Annotated in this window: 13 protein-coding genes and 1 tRNA gene; 8 read left to right on the top strand and 6 right to left on the bottom strand. The window is 36.1% G+C overall.

Annotated features, from left to right (window positions below; all coding sequences use genetic code 11):
* Positions 1–149: 149 nt before the first annotated feature.
* Together A1704_RS02465 and A1704_RS02460 are read right to left on the bottom strand one after the other, a co-directional pair.
* The gene (locus A1704_RS02465) at positions 150–503 is read right to left on the bottom strand and encodes a hypothetical protein (protein WP_062670130.1); all 354 of its coding nucleotides are present in this window, start codon (positions 501–503) and stop codon (positions 150–152) included.
* A 403-nt stretch (positions 504–906) separates the two neighbouring features.
* Positions 907–1,932, bottom strand: coding sequence for an NAD(P)-dependent alcohol dehydrogenase (locus tag A1704_RS02460; protein ID WP_062670128.1), 1,026 nt, complete (start codon positions 1,930–1,932; stop codon positions 907–909).
* A 632-nt stretch (positions 1,933–2,564) separates the two neighbouring features.
* On the opposite strand from A1704_RS02460, the gene A1704_RS02455 reads away from it, so the two are divergent.
* A complete protein-coding gene (locus A1704_RS02455; protein WP_062670127.1) occupies positions 2,565–5,528 on the top strand; it encodes a response regulator in 2,964 nt (987 codons plus the stop codon).
* Between the two features lie 243 nt (positions 5,529–5,771).
* On the opposite strand, the gene A1704_RS02450 is transcribed toward A1704_RS02455, so the two are convergent.
* Positions 5,772–5,843, bottom strand: a tRNA-Arg gene (locus A1704_RS02450).
* 309 nt (positions 5,844–6,152) lie between these two features.
* On the opposite strand from A1704_RS02450, the gene A1704_RS02445 reads away from it, so the two are divergent.
* From A1704_RS02445 to A1704_RS02420, 6 genes are read left to right on the top strand one after another with little or no spacing between them, the layout of a single operon-like run.
* Positions 6,153–7,628 carry a hybrid sensor histidine kinase/response regulator gene (locus A1704_RS02445; RefSeq protein WP_062670125.1) on the top strand — a complete coding sequence of 492 codons (1,476 nt, stop codon included), beginning with the start codon at positions 6,153–6,155 and terminating at the stop codon, positions 7,626–7,628.
* A gap of 5 nt (positions 7,629–7,633) precedes the next feature.
* The gene (locus A1704_RS02440; protein ID WP_062670123.1) at positions 7,634–11,242 is read left to right on the top strand and encodes a response regulator; all 3,609 of its coding nucleotides are present in this window, start codon (positions 7,634–7,636) and stop codon (positions 11,240–11,242) included.
* Between the two features lie 15 nt (positions 11,243–11,257).
* Complete coding sequence (locus tag A1704_RS02435) at positions 11,258–11,623, top strand: response regulator (RefSeq protein WP_062670121.1); 366 nt, start codon at positions 11,258–11,260, stop codon at positions 11,621–11,623.
* A complete protein-coding gene (locus A1704_RS02430; protein ID WP_062670119.1) occupies positions 11,624–12,454 on the top strand; it encodes a CheR family methyltransferase in 831 nt (276 codons plus the stop codon). It abuts the gene before it with no gap.
* Between the two features lie 11 nt (positions 12,455–12,465).
* On the top strand, positions 12,466–13,035 hold the full coding sequence (locus A1704_RS02425; RefSeq protein ID WP_062670117.1) for a chemotaxis protein CheB: 570 nt from the start codon (positions 12,466–12,468) through the stop codon (positions 13,033–13,035).
* An 18-nt stretch (positions 13,036–13,053) separates the two neighbouring features.
* Positions 13,054–13,425 (top strand): response regulator, encoded by a 372-nt coding sequence (locus A1704_RS02420; protein ID WP_062670114.1) that lies wholly within the window; start codon positions 13,054–13,056, stop codon positions 13,423–13,425.
* A 50-nt stretch (positions 13,426–13,475) separates the two neighbouring features.
* Here A1704_RS02420 and A1704_RS02415 read toward each other — a convergent pair whose 3' ends face one another.
* The 3 genes from A1704_RS02415 to A1704_RS02405 form a co-directional block, all read right to left on the bottom strand.
* Positions 13,476–13,763, bottom strand: a complete 288-nt coding sequence (locus A1704_RS02415) for a hypothetical protein (protein WP_062670113.1) — start codon at positions 13,761–13,763, stop codon at positions 13,476–13,478.
* 486 nt (positions 13,764–14,249) lie between these two features.
* Positions 14,250–15,020, bottom strand: a complete 771-nt coding sequence (locus A1704_RS02410; RefSeq protein WP_062670111.1) for an alpha/beta hydrolase — start codon at positions 15,018–15,020, stop codon at positions 14,250–14,252.
* Between the two features lie 9 nt (positions 15,021–15,029).
* Complete coding sequence (locus tag A1704_RS02405; protein WP_062670108.1) at positions 15,030–16,139, bottom strand: epoxide hydrolase family protein; 1,110 nt, start codon at positions 16,137–16,139, stop codon at positions 15,030–15,032.
* A gap of 343 nt (positions 16,140–16,482) precedes the next feature.
* Here A1704_RS02405 and A1704_RS02400 point away from each other — a divergent pair, with 343 nt between their 5' ends.
* Complete coding sequence (locus tag A1704_RS02400) at positions 16,483–17,121, top strand: NAD(P)-dependent oxidoreductase (RefSeq protein ID WP_062670107.1); 639 nt, start codon at positions 16,483–16,485, stop codon at positions 17,119–17,121.
* The last annotated feature ends 42 nt before the right edge of the window (positions 17,122–17,163 follow it).

Below are 17,163 nucleotides of genomic sequence, written 5' to 3'. Positions count from 1 at the left end.
AAATTACTGGTAGTCATGAACAGGGGTGTACGGGCATTTAATTTGCCCATTAATAAAAGGATATCCTTATAGGTGTGAAGACACAGGTATCCACGGAATTACAGTACAGACTAAAAAATCTGTAAACGAAAATATTAGGGCAGCATAGATTAAGCTACTGCAGAAAATAGATATGGAGGAGCTCTGGAACTGAAAAAGTCCAGAAGACAACGATAAGAAATGGCTTTTGGTTGTGGCATCTCGTTATCATTGGTAGTGTCGATAGCAAAATCCAAATTCAAAGGTTCAGGGAGAAGAACATTACTCATGTGTAAATGAAGTGCACACTGACATTCGTCGTCCTGAGAAAAAGTAGGAATTTTCTCTTCTTTTGAACCTTTTTTATAAGTCACTTTACCTTTGGAGTGCCTGGCATGGTCAAGACATGTTGTAACCCCGCTGACATTTGAAACAAATATCAGAAGTAAAGAAAAAACAAAAAAGACTCTGAGAAATTTTTGCATAATAGAAAAACAAATGTACAATTTAATTTGATAAAAATTGAATGATGAATAAAAAGTAGCAGATATTTTTAGCTTTTACTTGGAATTAATAGATTTGAATTTACTTTATGGAGTAAGGTTGTTCATATGAATCTAATCTTAAAAACTTAAGACTGACTTATGTGGTTCCTGATCGTAATGATATTGAAGGAATAGCACATGACTGCGATGGCACTTGTGGATTCCTTATAATAATTGTGTTGCCATTTTAAAATCTATGAAAGCTGAACGGATAAAGGTGAATGATGTTAAATTAACAAGCCGGGTATATCAATACAAAGGTTATTCTGAACATTTCATGGTGTATAGATAATAAAAAGCCGAAAGCAAAACTACTTCCGGCTTTATATTCTATTTCATTTTGTTATGGAATCAAAACAGCTCTACCTCTGATCTTTCCATTTCTCATCCGATCATAAACTTCATTGGCCTCATCCAGTTTATATTTTTCAACTTCAATATGAATTTTTTTCTGTCTTGCCAATCCTACCACTTCCATAAGCTCAACTCTTGATCCCCAATAAGGATTCGTCATGCTCACCCCAAATGGCAGTCCGGACATGCTGTACTGATAATGGCCACCGCCCAATCCGACAATGGTAAGATCACCATCCAGACTCACAATTTTAGTTCCAAGTTCAATGGTGGATGTTGCCCCAACAAAATCAATGACCACCTTAGCTTTTTTGATTCCTGTAATTCTCTGAATCTGTTCTGCTGCATTGGCATCTTTTGAGTTCACAGTAAATGTCGCACCCAGTTCTTTGGCGAAGGCTAGTTTTTCGTCCGTTACATCACAGGCAATGATTGTACTGCCGCTAACTTCTCTAAGGATCTGCAGAGCAACGTGCCCAAGTCCTCCAACGCCAATCACTACAACATACTCATCGGGTGTTAGTTTAGACAATGATCTTTTAATTGCGGAATAAGGAGTCAAAGCTGCATCAGTAAGCGGAGCGGCAATCACAGGATCCAGATCATAGATAGGAACTAATAATCTTGAAGAAGGAACAAGCATATACTCAGCCATCCCTCCATCTAGTCCCAAACCACCTCCATAAGCCATTTCGGACTGATGGTCACAATAATTTTCTTTGGATTGCTGACAGGGTTTACAATGGCCACATCCCCATGGACCATAGACCAGAACGGCATCTCCTTTTTTATAGCCCTTCACGTCAGGCCCTACTTCTTCAATCCAGCCGGCATTTTCATGGCCTAATGTGAATACTGAACCTCCTACAGTTCCCTCGTCAATAATATGAAGATCAGAGTGGCATACACCTGCTCCTCCAATTTTTAGCAAGACTTCATCTCCTTTAGGAGTGGGTTTTTCCATATCATTGACAACACGGACATCTTTGTGCCCGAAAAAACGTACTGCTTTCATAACTTAATATTTTAAAACTTATACCTTAAATGTACGAAAATTGATTTTGAATAACGGGTGATTTAATTGATATTAAACTAATATATGTCAGTAAATTATGGAGAAAATTCTATGGTGATGTGCTTGTAAATTATTACATTAAAATAGGTGTCAAAAGGTTTTTTGGAACGGTATGATTCAGATCATATTCGATCGTGTAAACACTTAATTATATTTGAGCATTGAAAATTTCATATTTCTGACAAATTACAGTATAACCTCTCAGTGATTCGGGAGGTTTTTTTGTGGAGAAATTTCAATATACAATTAGAACTATTGATTTATAGGTTACATGTAGCCCAGCAGATGATTCCTCTATATTTTTAATACAATTCTAAACAACCATCTATATCTGACGTAAGGTTTTTATTGTCAATTTGTTATAAAAAAACAGTTCCTTTTTTAAATAAGCAAATTAGATAACAACTAGCAATCAGGAAAACATACAAAATAAACTTTTAAATTGGGCAACTCTATCTTTAAACGGCTTAAATTATACTCATGTTCCAATATCTGCTGACAAATTTCTAAATTAATTTGTTAATATTATAAAATGATCTATTTTTAGTATTTTATTACAAAAATACTATTTAATGCCAAAAAAAATTATAAGAAATCTTCAAATTGGAGTAGTGATTTCTTTGATACTTCTGATTGCTAGTTCCATAGCATCTTATATAAGCATACATAAGCAGATGGAGAATAGGAAAGACTTATTAAAAAATAAGGAATCTATAAGCTTAGCAAAAGATATCTTAAATACTCTTTTAAATGCCGAAACAGGAAATCGGGGATATCAGCTTACCGGAAGGGAAAGTTTTCTTGAACCTTTCAATAAAAGTAAGAGTGAATATCCGTTGCTTGTTTCTAACAAAGGTAGACTTCATCTGAGAGATAAAGATCAGATTAATATCCTAAATGAATTGCTGCATACTTCAGAGATGATGATGAAGGAATATGTATTGCTTATTGAGAATCGTAAAAAAGGAATATTAATGAGTCCGGACGAACTTGTACAAAACAAGGAGGCTATGGACAGATGCCGCATGCTCGTTCAGAAATTTGTAAAAAAGGAGGAAGTTCAACTTGCTATAAAAAATGAAGATCTGAACAAGTCTTCCCAGTGGACCGTTTTGTTCATCGTTTTTTCTGCCATGGCAGCCATTGGGGTAACTATTTTTGTTTATATACAACTAAAATCTGACCTTATCCGACGCGGGAAGTTGGAAAAAGATCTGTTTAACACTAAGGAAATGCTTGAGGAAACAAGCTTAGTAGCCCAAGTGGGAGGTTGGGAAGCCAATATGAAGACCGGAAAGCTCTTTTGGTCTCAAAGTACAAGAGAAATTCACAAACTGAAAGATGATCTCAAGCCTACTTTCGAAACTGCCTTTGATTTTTACAAAGGAAAAAGCAAGGAGAGAATAAAATACCTTTTTAACAGAGCAATACAACAAGGAATTACTTTTGATGAGGAGTTTCAGCTTTTGCGTAATGATGGAGTTACGATATGGGTAAGAGTAAAAGGGATTCCCGAATTTGAAGGTAATAGCTGCAAAAGGGTTTTCGGAATCATTCAGGACATTGATGCCTTCAAAAAGATGTTTCTGGAGGTTACCCGCAAGGAGGCTATAATGCAGTCTTTTGCCACTGATGTTCCTGTTCCTTTGGCCATGTTTGATAAAGACCTTAATTATGTTGCCGTAAGCAACAGATGGAAGGAGGAATTTAGTATGAATAATATAGAACTTATTGGTAATAATCTTTTCACTATATCACCTAGTATACCCAAAGAAAGAAAAGAGATTTATGACAATGCGCTGTTGGGAAAAACCTACATCAACAGTGACTATACACTAAAGGTAGAAGGAAAAGAACAAATTCAGCATTACGACCTTAAAGTCGGACCTTGGTATCTTACAAAAGATGAAGTAGGAGGAGTAATTATTTCCATACAGAATATTACAAATGCTGTAAAGATAAATGAAGAACTAAAAAATGCCAAGGAAACAGCAGATATTGCCAGCAAAGCAAAATCCGAATTTCTTGCCAATATGAGTCATGAGATCAGAACTCCTTTAAACGGAGTTATTGGCTTTTCAGACCTTCTCCTCACAACACCACTGAATGAAACACAGATGCAATATCTGAATTACATCAATGAGTCAGGTGAAAACCTGCTTAGCATTATCAATGATATATTGGATTTTTCTAAAATAGAATCCGGAAAAATGGAGCTTTTGATTGAAAAATGTGATGTTTATGACATGTTGAGCCAGGTTATCAATGTTATTATTTATCAATCCCAGAAAAAAAATATCGAACTTCTTCTCAATATTGAACCGGGTCTTCCAAAAATACTTTTTATGGATGAAGCAAGGTTAAAGCAGATCTTGATCAATCTTCTTGGGAATGCCGTGAAATTCACAGAAAAAGGAGAGATCGAGCTAAAAGTAGAGAAATTACGTATGGATGATCGTACTATTGCTTTGCGTTTCTCGGTTAGAGATACGGGAATCGGCATCCCTGTTGAAAAACAGAAATACATTTTTGATGCCTTTACTCAGGAAAACAGTTCCATCAGTAAACAATATGGTGGCACGGGTCTAGGGCTTACTATTTCGAACAATATCCTGGGATATATGGGAAGCCATTTGTCGCTGAGCAGCGCAAAGGAAAGCGGTTCTGTATTTTTCTTTGACATTGAGATTCCTTACGAGATCTCTCAATTGAGAGAGGAGGATGAAATAACGATCAAAACGGCCCTGGTGGTTGATGATAATGAAACCAACAGGATCATTCTTGAGCACATGCTTAGCTATAAGAATATCAAATCTACCCTGGCTTCTAATGGGATGGAAGCATTAGATATCTTGTTGAAAGGTGAGCGGTTCGATGTGATCCTGATGGATTATCATATGCCTCTTATGTCCGGATTGGAAACGATTGATAAAATGACAGGGCTGTTCAACCAGCGAAAAGAGACTTCCCCATTTATAATACTTTCTTCTTCTTCAGAAGAATTGAGCATATTTACCTCGGTTAGGAAAATACAAAATGCACATTTATTGTTGAAGCCTATCAAATCACATGAACTATACAAAACCTTAAAAAAAGTAGATCGAAGTTATACAGTGGAAACCGGGAAGGACCAGTCTGAAAAAGTTTCCCATTTATTTGCCCCGGAATTAGATGTGCTTTTGGTTGATGATAATGTTGTGAATATGGTCCTGAATAATAGAATGATGAAATCTCTTGCTCCCAGTATACATCTAACGGAAGCAGTCAATGGGCTGCAGGCTCTGGAGGAATGCAGGAAAAAGCAGTTTTCCATTATCCTGATGGATGTACAGATGCCAATAATGAGCGGTATTGAGGCAACACAAAATATCAGAATGCTGCCGGGATATGAACACATACCTATCATAGGCGTTACAGCCGGAAATGTGCTGGGCGAAAAAGAAAAGTGCCTTGAAGCCGGAATGAATGATTTCCTTCCCAAACCTGTAAGAAAGGCAGATCTTCTTGAGGTGCTCAAAAAATATATTAGTGTTTAGAATTTATAAAAAAATGGTGCTCGATTTCTTCTACTAAGTTACTTTTTACTTAGAAATACTTTTACAAAAAAGATTTTATACAATTTATAAAGCAGAAGAGGCTGTCTTAAATCTTAGAAGAGATAGCCTCTTTTAAGATTGTTATTATCTTGTAATTATTCAAAATTTAATTGTCAAATTAGACGATTTATCATCAAGAGCATTCATTTTTCTTAGATGCTTAAGCAAAGAGTTCACGTTTTGTAGCCTCACCAGGGATCGAACCTGGATCTAAAGTTTAGGAAACTTCTATTCTATCCATTGAACTATGAGGCCTGGCTAAGATTATAAAATTACAAATTATTTGCCTTAGTAGCGTAATGATCAAGATGTTGATTCAAGAGAAAAACATTAACAACAAATGCTCAAGTAGGTTTTAGGAGTTTTATAATCTGGTTTTCTCTGAAATGATAGAAATTTTTTTTAGATGGGATGAGCTCCCTTAATCTCATTTTATTCCTATTTAAAGCATAAAATGTGGTATGAATTAGTTATTCATAATACTTTAAAAATTGCTACGTTTTGAAATATTGTAAGTATTTTTGAGGTTTAAATATCTGTAACTAATTATTGATTTTAACTTCTATGATTTTAATTGTTGATGACAATCAAAGTAATCTTTATTCACTGCAAAAATTACTAGAGTCCAAAGATTTTCAGGTGGAAACAGCCAATTCCGGTGAAGAGGCGCTTGCTAAAGCCCTTAAAAACGACTATGCCCTCATTATTCTGGATGTTCAGATGCCTGATATGGACGGTTTTGAAGTAGCAGAAACATTGGCAGATTACAGTAAAACAAAAGAAGTTCCCATTATATTTTTATCTGCTGTTAATACAGATAAGAAATTTATAACGAAAGGCTATGCTTCCGGTGCTAAAGACTATGTCACGAAACCTGTAGATCCTGAAATTCTTTTACTGAAAGTAAAAACATTCTATAATCTTCAGGAGCAGAATATAGCAATGAAGAAGGCCCAGCAGAATCTTGAGCTGGAGGTTAAAGGAAGACGTGAATCACAAGTGACAATGAAGTCTCAGATTGACCATTTTCACTTAATGCTGGAGTCACTTCCACAAATTGCATTTACCCTTAATGAAGCCGGAACTGTGGATTTCGTGAACGGTAAATGGTATGAATATTCAGATTCTGAACAGAATTTTCCTGAAATATATCCGGATGATCCTGATATAACAGAAGAATTTGAGAGATGCAGAAAAAAAGGAAAAGCTCTTGAGCTGGAGGTCAGAATTAAAAATGTGGTTTCTGGTAATTACCGTTATCATTTGCTTAGAGTAACGCCGGTATATGATGAAGGCCGTATTAAAAACTGGGTGGGAACTTTTACCGATATTGATGATCAGAAGAAAGTTGAAAAAGAAAAAGATGAATTTTTAAGCATCGCCAGCCATGAGCTAAAGACTCCTTTAACGAGTATTAAAGCCTATGTTCAGTTGTTGGAAAGAAAATTAAAACTCGATAAAGAAAGCTCTGAAGCAGGATTTGTAGCGAAAGTTCAGGGACAGATTGAAAAGCTGAATACCTTGATCACTGATCTGCTGGATGTTTCTAAAATAGAAAATGGCAAGCTGAAAATTAATAAAAAACCCGTTAATCTGGAAAATTTGATCAATAATGCCATTGAAACAATCATACAAACTCATGATCAGCGTGAAGTGAAAATTGAGCGTCACGGAACAAAACCGGATATTTTAATTTCTTTAGACGAAATCCGTATAGAACAGGTGCTCATCAACTTTCTGACCAATGCTATAAAATATTCACCAGATAATAATCAGGTGATTGTCACCACTTTTGTAGATGAAGAAGCTGAAGAAGTAAGAGTGAACGTAACTGACTTTGGAATTGGTATTCCTGATTTTAAACAGGATGCGGTTTTCAAAAAATTCTACCGTGTAGAAGAATCTTCACTGCAATTTCAGGGAATGGGAATCGGATTGTTTATCTGTTCCGAGATCATCAAACAGCACCATGGAAGTGTTGGGGTTTCCAGTATAGTAGATGAAGGCTCTACTTTTTATTTCACATTACCACTAAACTAATTTTAATGCCGAAAAAAATAATAAGAAATCTTCAGTTCGGAGTAGGTCTTTCACTTTTGATTTTAATAGCCAGCTCGTTGGCTTCTTATTGGAGTATCCAAAATCAGATGAACCACCGTGAAAATCTTTCCAAAAGCAGACGTTCTGTAACAGCGGTGAAAGACGTTCTCGTTGCTTTACTGGATGCAGAAACAGGAAACAGAGGGTATCAGCTTACCGGAAGGGAAGATTTTCTTGAACCTTATAAACGGGGATTAAGAGAATATCCTAAAGCTTTGGTACGCGCTGAATCTTTGGATATCGATGATCAGAATCAAATTCAAAGACTTGCAGGCTTAAAAGCAGCAGTTGATCAGGTAATGCAGAACCTGAAACATTTGGTTGAGAACAGACGAAGAGGCATTATCATGACGCAACAGGAAATTACTGAGGGTAAAATCTATATGGATCAGTGCCGGAAAATTGTCAATGATTTTGTACAATATGAAGAAAACCAGGTTGAAATTAAAAATAATGATCTCAACCGTTCGTCCGGTACAACTGTTCTTTTTATCCTTTTTTCCGCCGTTGCTGCAGTGGTTGTCACTGTATTTTTCTATATAAAAATGCGCGCAGATCTTATCCGAAGAGATAAGCTTGAGAAAATGCTTAAGGCAAAAGATGAAGAAATGACGCGCCGTGTAAGTGCTATTCAAAGAATTGCCAACAGAGTAGCGAATGGGGATTACAGTGAAAAAGCGGTGGATAATGCTCAGGATGATCTTGGAGATCTGGTAGAATCTCTTAATCACATGACGGAGTCTCTCAAAACCTCTTTTGATAAGATTAATAAGAGCGACTGGCGTCAGAAAGGGCTTGCGCTACTGAATGAATCCCTGGTAGGGAATAAGACTGTACAGGAAGTTTCCAATAAATCTTTAATACAGTTGATTGAATACGGAAAATGTATTAATGGTTCCGTGTATTTATATGATGAAGGAATTTTAAAACTTAATAAAGCATTTGGACTGGAATCCAATATGAAAAAAGCTTTTGAACCCGGAGAAGGAATGGTGGGACAGGCTTTTGTTAATGCTAAGACACAGGTTTATAATAACCTTCATGAAGAAGATTTTGTGGTTACTTTTGCCAGCAGTACGATTAAAATTTACGGAATTATATTGCTGCCGCTATTTGCAGACGGCCATATAATAGGAGTATTAGAGCTTGGTTCTACTTCTAATTTTGAGGAAGACAGAATACACTATTTTGAAGAATGCTGTACCAATATAGGAATCGCCTTGAGTGCTGCAAAAAGCAGAGAAAAAGAGCAGCAATTATTGGAAGAAACACAGGCTCAATCTGAGGAATTACAGGTTCAGCACTCTGAGCTTGAAAATCTGAATACGGAGCTGGAAGCACAAACCCAGAAGCTTCAGGCATCTGAAGAAGAGCTTAAAGTACAGCAGGAAGAGCTGATGCAGGCTAATGCAGAACTGGAAGAGCGCTCCAGATTGCTGGAAGAAAAAAATCATTTAATTGCTGAACGTAATAATGAAATTCAGAAAAAAGTAGAAGAGCTGGCATTAAGTACTAAATACAAATCTGAGTTTTTAGCCAATATGTCTCATGAATTGCGTACTCCGCTGAATTCTATTCTTCTTTTATCCCGATTAATGACGGAAAATCCTGACGAAAATCTTAACGAAGATCAAATGGAATCTGCCAAAGTAATTCATAGTTCAGGCACAAGCTTATTAACCCTTATTGATGAAATTTTGGATCTTGCCAAAATAGAATCTGGTAAAATGACGCTTGAATATCAGGACGTAAACCTTGAAGAAGTGGTAAAAGACCTTAAGAGTCTTTTCAATCCTGTATTTCAGGAGAAAGCACTCCCGTTTAATATCGAAATCGATGCAAATGTACAGAAAGTGATCGAAAGTGACCGTCTGAGAATTGACCAGGTATTGAGAAATTTATTGTCGAATGCCCTAAAATTTACCACAAAAGGAAGCATCGGTTTACACATCAAGAAACATTCTGAAAAACCTGATTTTATCATATTCTCAGTGAAAGATACAGGCGTTGGAATAGCAGAAGATAAGCAAAAAATTATCTTTGAAGCATTCCAGCAGGCTGATGGATCTACCAAAAGAAAGTTCGGAGGAACAGGTTTAGGTCTGTCCATAAGCCGTGAAATAGCAAGACTTCTTGGAGGTGAATTGGTTCTGAAAAGTGAGATAGACAAAGGAAGTGAATTCAGCTTTATTATTCCTGCACACGCGGTGACAGAGATTATACATTCTGAGACAGATCAGGATCTTGTAGAGGTAATTCGTGAAGATGTGGAAGAAATTCAGAATATTCTTGATGAAGGAGAACCAAAAGTAATTCCGGTAAATACCCTTGAAATTCCTGAAGATGTAGCAGACGACAGAGAAAATATTCAGGAAGGAGATAAAGTCATTCTGATTATTGAAGATGATATCAATTTTGCAAAAGCTTTATTGAAATATGCCCATCTGCAGAGCTATAAAGGAGTAGTTGTGGTAAGAGGAGATTATGCTCTTTCAGCGGCTCAGAAGTACCATCCGCATGCTATTTTACTGGACGTTCAGCTTCCTGTGAAAGATGGCTGGGAGGTCATGGATGAACTGAAATCTGATCCTTATATCAAACATATTCCGGTTCATATGATGTCTGTTCTTCATCTTAAAAAAGAAAGTCTGATGAAAGGTGCCGTTGACTTTATTAACAAACCGGTAGCACTGGATAAAATGACTGACGTTTTCAGAAAGATTGAAGAAGCCTTAAAAAAAGGATCTCAAAAAGTGCTGATTGTTGAAGAAAATGCCAAACATGCCAGTGCATTGTCTTATTTCCTGAGCAATTTTAATATCTCTTTATCTGTAGAACATACGGTAGAAGATAGCGTAAAAGCTCTGACTTCTGATCTTGTAGACTGCGTTATTCTGGATATTGCGAGCGCAAAAGGAAATGATTATCACGTCATAGAATCTATCAAAAGCCATGAAGGACTGGAAAACCTTCCCATTATCATCTTTACAGAACACCATTTATCTAAAGAAGAAGAGCTTAAAATAAAGCAATACGCAGATTCAATTGTTGTAAAAACAGCGCATTCGTACCAAAGGATTTTGGATGAAGTAGGATTGTTCCTGCATCTGGTGGAAGAAAAAAATAATTCCGCAGAAAGTACTGCAGGCAGAATGCTGGGATCCCTAACAGAGGTTCTGAGTGGTAAAAAGGTTCTGATTACCGATGATGATGTCCGCAATATTTTTTCTTTAACCAAAGCACTGGAAAAATATAAAGTAGAGGTTATTGTAGCCATGGACGGAATGCATGCTCTGGAACAAATTCACCACAATCCTGATATAGACGTGATCTTAATGGATATGATGATGCCGGAAATGGATGGTTATGAAACCATAAAGCAGATCAGAAAAATGCCGGCATTTAAAAAACTGCCTATTATAGCGGTAACCGCAAAATCAATGATTGGAGACCGTGAGAAATGCATTACAGCAGGTGCTTCGGATTATATCTCAAAACCAGTAGATATTGATCAGCTGTTATCGCTGCTTCGCGTTTGGTTGTATGAAAGTTAAACAGATAAAATTCTGATGAAAAAGAAAATTTTAATTGTGGATGATGATCCACGTAATATATTCGCATTGAAACTCACCCTTAAGGCCCGCGGATATGCAGTAGAAACCAGTACGATGGCTCAGCAAGCTTTAGATATGCTAAAAGCTGATCCTGATTTTTCAATGGTGCTTATGGATATGATGATGCCGGGAATAGACGGATATGAAGCCGTAAGAATCATAAGAAATACGCCTGAAATTAAAGATATACCAGTTATTGCAGTAACCGCACAGGCTATGCCTGAAGACCGTGAGAAATGTATTGAGGTAGGCGCTGATGATTATGTTTCAAAGCCTATTGATGTAGACCTTTTACTAATGGCAATAGAAAAACTTTCATAGATGCTGGAACCAAGTATCGTAAAAGATGGAGAAATAGAATATCTGATCAACGATGTCTATGAGATGTATGGCTATGACTTTTCAGGTTATAGCAGGGCTTCGTTTAAAAGAAGGGTAAACAGGATATGTCTTTTGGATAGGTTTACCAGCTTCGCGGAACTTAGGTATACCCTTATGAATGATGTGGAATATCTAAAACGTTTTGTAGAAGAAGTTACAGTAAATGTTACAGAAATGTTTCGGGATCCTTCTTTTTTCAAAGCATTACGTGAGAAAGTTCTGCCACAATTAGGCACTTATCCGCTGATTAGGATCTGGATTGCTGGTTGCTCTACGGGAGAAGAAGCCTATTCTATTGCTATTTTATTGAAAGAGGCAGGGTTGTATGATAAATCCCTGATTTATGGTACAGATTTAAATCCCGCAGTTCTTGAAACAGCCAGAGCCGGTGTTTTCCCGTTATATCAGATGAAATTATATTCTGAAAATTATATGCTTTCAGGAGGAAAACGTGATTTTTCAGATTACTATACGGCCAATTATGATAGTGTAAAATTTGATAAAAGCTTACAGGAAAAACTTATTTTATCTACGCACAACCTGGTTTCAGACAGTTCTTTCAATAGCTTTCAGCTGATTATATGCAGAAATGTTCTGATCTATTTTGATAGAGAACTACAGGAAAGAGTTTTTAAACTTTTCGATAATAGTCTGGAAAATTTAGGTTTTCTTGCTTTGGGAGCAAAAGAAACACTCAGGTTTTCCACTATTGAAAAGAATTACCATCAGATTGAAGACCAGAAAATCTGGAAAAAGCTTGATCATCATTAATAACCAATGCTATGGAATCACAGAAAAACATTGAATTAATTGTTATAGGAGGATCAGCAGGCAGTTTACAGGTCATTATTGAAATGATCAAAAACCTGAATGATATTCTGAAAATCCCAATCGTAGTGGTGGTTCACCGTAAATCCCAATCCGGAGACATTCTGAGAACCTTATTACAGCAGTTCACGAAAATACCGGTGATAGAAGTAGAAGATAAAACTGAAATAGACAATAATGCGATTTATATTGTTCCGGCAGATTATCATTTGCTGTTTGAGAATAAGAAAAATATGTCATTGGACAGCTCAGAAAAAATGAATTATTCCCGTCCTTCAATAGATGTTACCTTCAGGTCTGCAGCAGAAATTTATGGAGAGAATATGATTGGAGTTCTTCTGTCTGGAGCCAATGCTGATGGAGTAGAAGGGCTTTGTTATATTAAAAAAAATAACGGACAGGTATGGATCCAGGATCCTGAAACGGCAGAAGTGGAATATATGCCCAAACATGCCGTAGAAGAAATAGATTATGACCAAATTATCAAACCGGATAATCTGGCAGATTATATCAATCAGTTGTAATAGAATAACCTAAATAATATGAGCAAAAAGAAAATTTTAATTTTTGATGATGACGCTGCTATTTTGGAAGTGATTACCATCATATTTGAAGAGAATGGCTACGAGGTCAGAATCTCAGAAACTTCACATGATATTCTGGAGAAAGTAGCCGAATATCATCCCGATGTTATTCTGATGGATAACTGGATTCCGAAAATTGGAGGAGTGGAAGCCACAAAACTTCTGAAAAACAGTGAAGAATTCAATCACATTCCTGTCATTTATGTTACGGCAAACAATGATATTGCTGCTTTAGCTTCCGAAGCAAAGGCAGATGATTATGTTTCAAAACCTTTTAATCTGGATGATCTTGAAGAAATGGTGGCAAAGCATATAAAAGAGCAGGTGTAAATCTTTCGATTTTCTAAATAAAAAATCTCTCAAATTTTGAGAGATTTTTTTTATGTATTATTCAGAGCAGAAATCATTTGACTTTTTGTTACGTGATAACTGTTGACGTTATGAATTAAAGAGCGTAATAAAAGATAGAGCTGCGGGTTTTCCATAATGGTATGAGAAAATGTCTGCACAAGAATTAATTTTTTTGAAACTATATTATGTGCAGTGATATATTCAGAGCTAAGATCAATGTCAATATTTAATTCCTTATTCACCTTAAGTTTAAAATATTCATCTATTAAATACTTATCATTAATCAGGTCTAAAGATTCTATTTTCGTTTCGTCCATATTGTTGATAATTAAACTGTAAAATACAAATGTTATACCGTACGGGGAAAAATATGAGGAGATTATAACATTATAAAGAGCAATCTGATTAAAATGAATTCTGCATTGATGATAGGTTTTCTGACCGGCTCTTTAATACAGTTTGGAATAAATAGATGTTCTGGGATTCAAAAACTCTAAAAATCTTTATTTGAAAGGATATATGGATAAAAGAATCTACCCTTTAGGGGTAGATCCAGTAGATAAATACATCTCATTTTTTTAATTAGACAACAATAAAAAGCACAGCCGACAATGCTGTGCTTAAATTTTTATTTCAAATTTAATTGCAATTTCAAGAGTAGTAAGAAAAGCAAATAAAGTTTCCACTTCGATGTTTATTACATAGTAAATGTAGTAATTATTTTAATACGAAATATGAATTAAATGTTAAAATTCACAGGTTATCCACATTTTTTTGTGGATAACTTGTGGAGCTTTTTGAAATTACTGCTCAGAAAGATATTTTAAAACAAAATCATTTAAGACTCTTTTTTCTTCATCACTGCCTTTATTATCCATATGGCTATGATTAATGGAGGTTTTTTGTACTGTCATAGAATACTTGTTTTGTTCTACCTCATTTGGAAGTACGCCTTCATCAGCCGGATAATCATTAGAACGCAGAGTATATACTTTAGGAACAGAAGTTCTGGGCAGAAACATTCTGCGGTTGTCGATTGTAATCAGTTTATATACTAGGTTAGGATGCTGATTTGCGAATAATGCTGTCATATCACCACCATTGGAATGGCCTATTAAGGAAAGATGTTTATAATCCAGTTCTGGTTTCATCTTTTTAAGTTTATTCAGTACAAAAAGAATATTATCCGAACCATTCTGCCAGAAAGGCCTTCTCATCATTTGTAAATTTCCTTCAGTGGGCAACAGATGGTCTGTTGTAAGTTCATGCTGGATACTGACCGTAAAATAACCTTTTGAAGCCAGTTTTTCAGTCAAATAAGAGTAGACAAAATAATCGCCACCCTTATTAAAACCATATCCGTGATTAAAGATAATAACCTGTTGATTGGGAATCTTTTTATCCGTTTTAGGGTGATAAAAGGCTACAGGAATCTTCCGGTTTCTGCTCTGGTCAAAGAAGGTTAAAGTATCCAGTCTTACTTCATAATCATTACTTTCAGTATTTTTCTTTTGTGTAGTACAGCTCATCATCAAAACAGAAACTGTAAGAAGGGCAGATATATTATATTTCATACATTGTTTTTATGGGACAGAATAAAAGAATGACCTTAGCTCATCTGCAAATAGATGAGGTAATTCTAGGGCGGCAAAATGGCCACCTTCATTCATCTTTTTAAAACTGGTGACATTCACAAAACGTTCTGCCCATTCTTTTGGAAACTGGGCTTCGCGTGGAAATACAAGTACTCCTGCAGGAACGCTGCTTTTTTGATGAACCTGTGTTCCGCTCCATAAAGCCGCTGCATCTTCCTTATACATTCTGGCAGAAGAACCAATGGTTTGTGTGACCCAATAAATCATAATATTAGTAAGTAATTCGTCTCTGCCCCCAAATGCTGCTTCAATCAGCTCCGGAGAAGCTCCTGCATTGGTAAAGCTAATGATCCAGGCTGCCAATCCGACAGGAGAATCATTGAGACCATAGGCCAGAGATTGAGGTTTGGTAGACTGTACCATGGCATAAGCTCCTTCGCTGTACCACCACTGCTGAACAAACTGCGCGAATTCCTGTTCTTCTTTACTCATTGTGGTGAAATCTTCCTGACCGGTAGGGTATCCCACATCGGTAAGATGAACAGCTTCCAGGACTTCAGGGTATTTTGAAGTCAGTGCTTTTACTACGCCCATGCCGATATCTCCTCCTGCAGCATAAAATTTTTTGTAGCCAAGTACTTCTGTCATTAATTTTTTCCAAAGATCAGCGACTCTTTCGCTGCTGACTGCTGTTTTATCAGAAAAACCAAATCCCGGAATGGAAGGGATAACCAGATCAAAACTCTTTTCGCCTTCTGTAAGCAATGGGATAATTTTATGAAAACGGTAATAGCTATCCGGCCAGCCATGAGTAAGAATCAATGGTTTTGGGTTAGGACCTTTTCCCCTTATGTATTGAAAATGAATTAGAATTCCGTCTATCAGTACGATATACTGAGGATGCTGATTCAATTGCTGTTCGCGCATTCTCCAGTTATAATCATTGATCCAGTAATGGGTAAGTTCTTTTAGGTAAGTTTCGTTGGTTCCGTAGTTCCAGCCTGAGCCTTCAGGTTCTCCGGGCCAGCGGGTATTTTGCAGGCGATTTTTAAGATCGGTGATCACCGATTCAGGGATGTTTACTGTAAAGGGTTCCATATTATTATATTTTATTAGTGTAGATGTTTTTGATGGAATGTGCTGGTAGTAAGTTTGTTATCAAAGTTAAAAACTTTCTCTTTTAATATATGTTGTCAAAATCATAATTTTTTGATTTTTTTAATAAGGAAAATAAGTAACTTTAATTCATTAAAATCTCGTAATACATATTACTATGAGTCAGGTGTTACTTTTAAGCCTGAACATCTTAGGTTCAATTTTCTGAACCCTATATACCTATTATTCTTATCTAAAGAAAAGACAATTCATCTTTTATAATACTAATGGTCATTAGCGGTGAATCAGCTGCTGATTATTGATATTTAATATTAAAAAAATCATTATGAAAATCCATAAAATTGCCGTCATCGGCGGAACCGGAAAATCCGGACAATATCTGGTACAAAACCTTCTTGAGAAAGGATATCATCTTAAACTTTTATTAAGGCATCCCAAGAATTTCACCCTTCAAAATCCATTAATTGAAGTGGTAAAAGGAGATGCAAGGGATACAACAGCGATCGATAAATTGATTCTAGGAACTGATCTTGTCATGAGTACTTTAGGGCAGCCAAAAGGAGAGAAGTCTATTTTTAGTGATGCTACAAAAAATATCATTTCTGCAATGAGTCATCATGGAATCGGTCGCTATATTGTAACTACAGGCTTGAGTGTAAATACACCGTCCGATCATAAAAATGAAAAGGTAAAAATGGCGACAGACTGGATGTATCAGAATTACCGTGAGACTACAACTGATAAACAAAAAGAATATGAACTTCTTCTGGAGAGCAACCTGGATTGGACCTTGGTAAGACTACCTCTGATTCATCTTACAGAGGACCGTTTTCCAACGGAAATAAGCCTTACAGACTGCAAAGGAGAAAGTATCAGTGCTGCAGATCTTGCTGATTTTTTAGCTTCTCAGATTGAAAATTCTGAGTATATCAGGGAAAGTCCGTTCTTGTATAATATAAAATAGTAAAGAATCTATAAAGACGAAGCTGCCACAAAAGCCAAATAA

It is taken from the genome of Chryseobacterium cucumeris (assembly GCF_001593385.1).
In the GTDB taxonomy this organism is placed as follows: domain Bacteria; phylum Bacteroidota; class Bacteroidia; order Flavobacteriales; family Weeksellaceae; genus Chryseobacterium; species Chryseobacterium cucumeris.
Note: the sequence above shows the minus strand (reverse complement) of the source record. Positions and strands in the feature narration are given on the sequence as shown.

Coding starts and splice junctions, on each gene's coding strand:
- A1704_RS02425 (WP_062670117.1), top strand. CDS start 12,466: ATGGAATCACAGAAAAACATTGAATTAATTGTTATAGGAGGATCAGCA.
- A1704_RS02420 (WP_062670114.1), top strand. CDS start 13,054: ATGAGCAAAAAGAAAATTTTAATTTTTGATGATGACGCTGCTATTTTG.
- A1704_RS02400 (WP_062670107.1), top strand. CDS start 16,483: ATGAAAATCCATAAAATTGCCGTCATCGGCGGAACCGGAAAATCCGGA.
- A1704_RS02430 (WP_062670119.1), top strand. CDS start 11,624: ATGCTGGAACCAAGTATCGTAAAAGATGGAGAAATAGAATATCTGATC.
- A1704_RS02465 (WP_062670130.1), bottom strand. CDS start 503: ATGCAAAAATTTCTCAGAGTCTTTTTTGTTTTTTCTTTACTTCTGATA.
- A1704_RS02415 (WP_062670113.1), bottom strand. CDS start 13,763: ATGGACGAAACGAAAATAGAATCTTTAGACCTGATTAATGATAAGTAT.
- A1704_RS02435 (WP_062670121.1), top strand. CDS start 11,258: ATGAAAAAGAAAATTTTAATTGTGGATGATGATCCACGTAATATATTC.
- A1704_RS02460 (WP_062670128.1), bottom strand. CDS start 1,932: ATGAAAGCAGTACGTTTTTTCGGGCACAAAGATGTCCGTGTTGTCAAT.
- A1704_RS02410 (WP_062670111.1), bottom strand. CDS start 15,020: ATGAAATATAATATATCTGCCCTTCTTACAGTTTCTGTTTTGATGATG.
- A1704_RS02445 (WP_062670125.1), top strand. CDS start 6,153: ATGATTTTAATTGTTGATGACAATCAAAGTAATCTTTATTCACTGCAA.
- A1704_RS02405 (WP_062670108.1), bottom strand. CDS start 16,139: ATGGAACCCTTTACAGTAAACATCCCTGAATCGGTGATCACCGATCTT.
- A1704_RS02440 (WP_062670123.1), top strand. CDS start 7,634: ATGCCGAAAAAAATAATAAGAAATCTTCAGTTCGGAGTAGGTCTTTCA.
- A1704_RS02455 (WP_062670127.1), top strand. CDS start 2,565: ATGCCAAAAAAAATTATAAGAAATCTTCAAATTGGAGTAGTGATTTCT.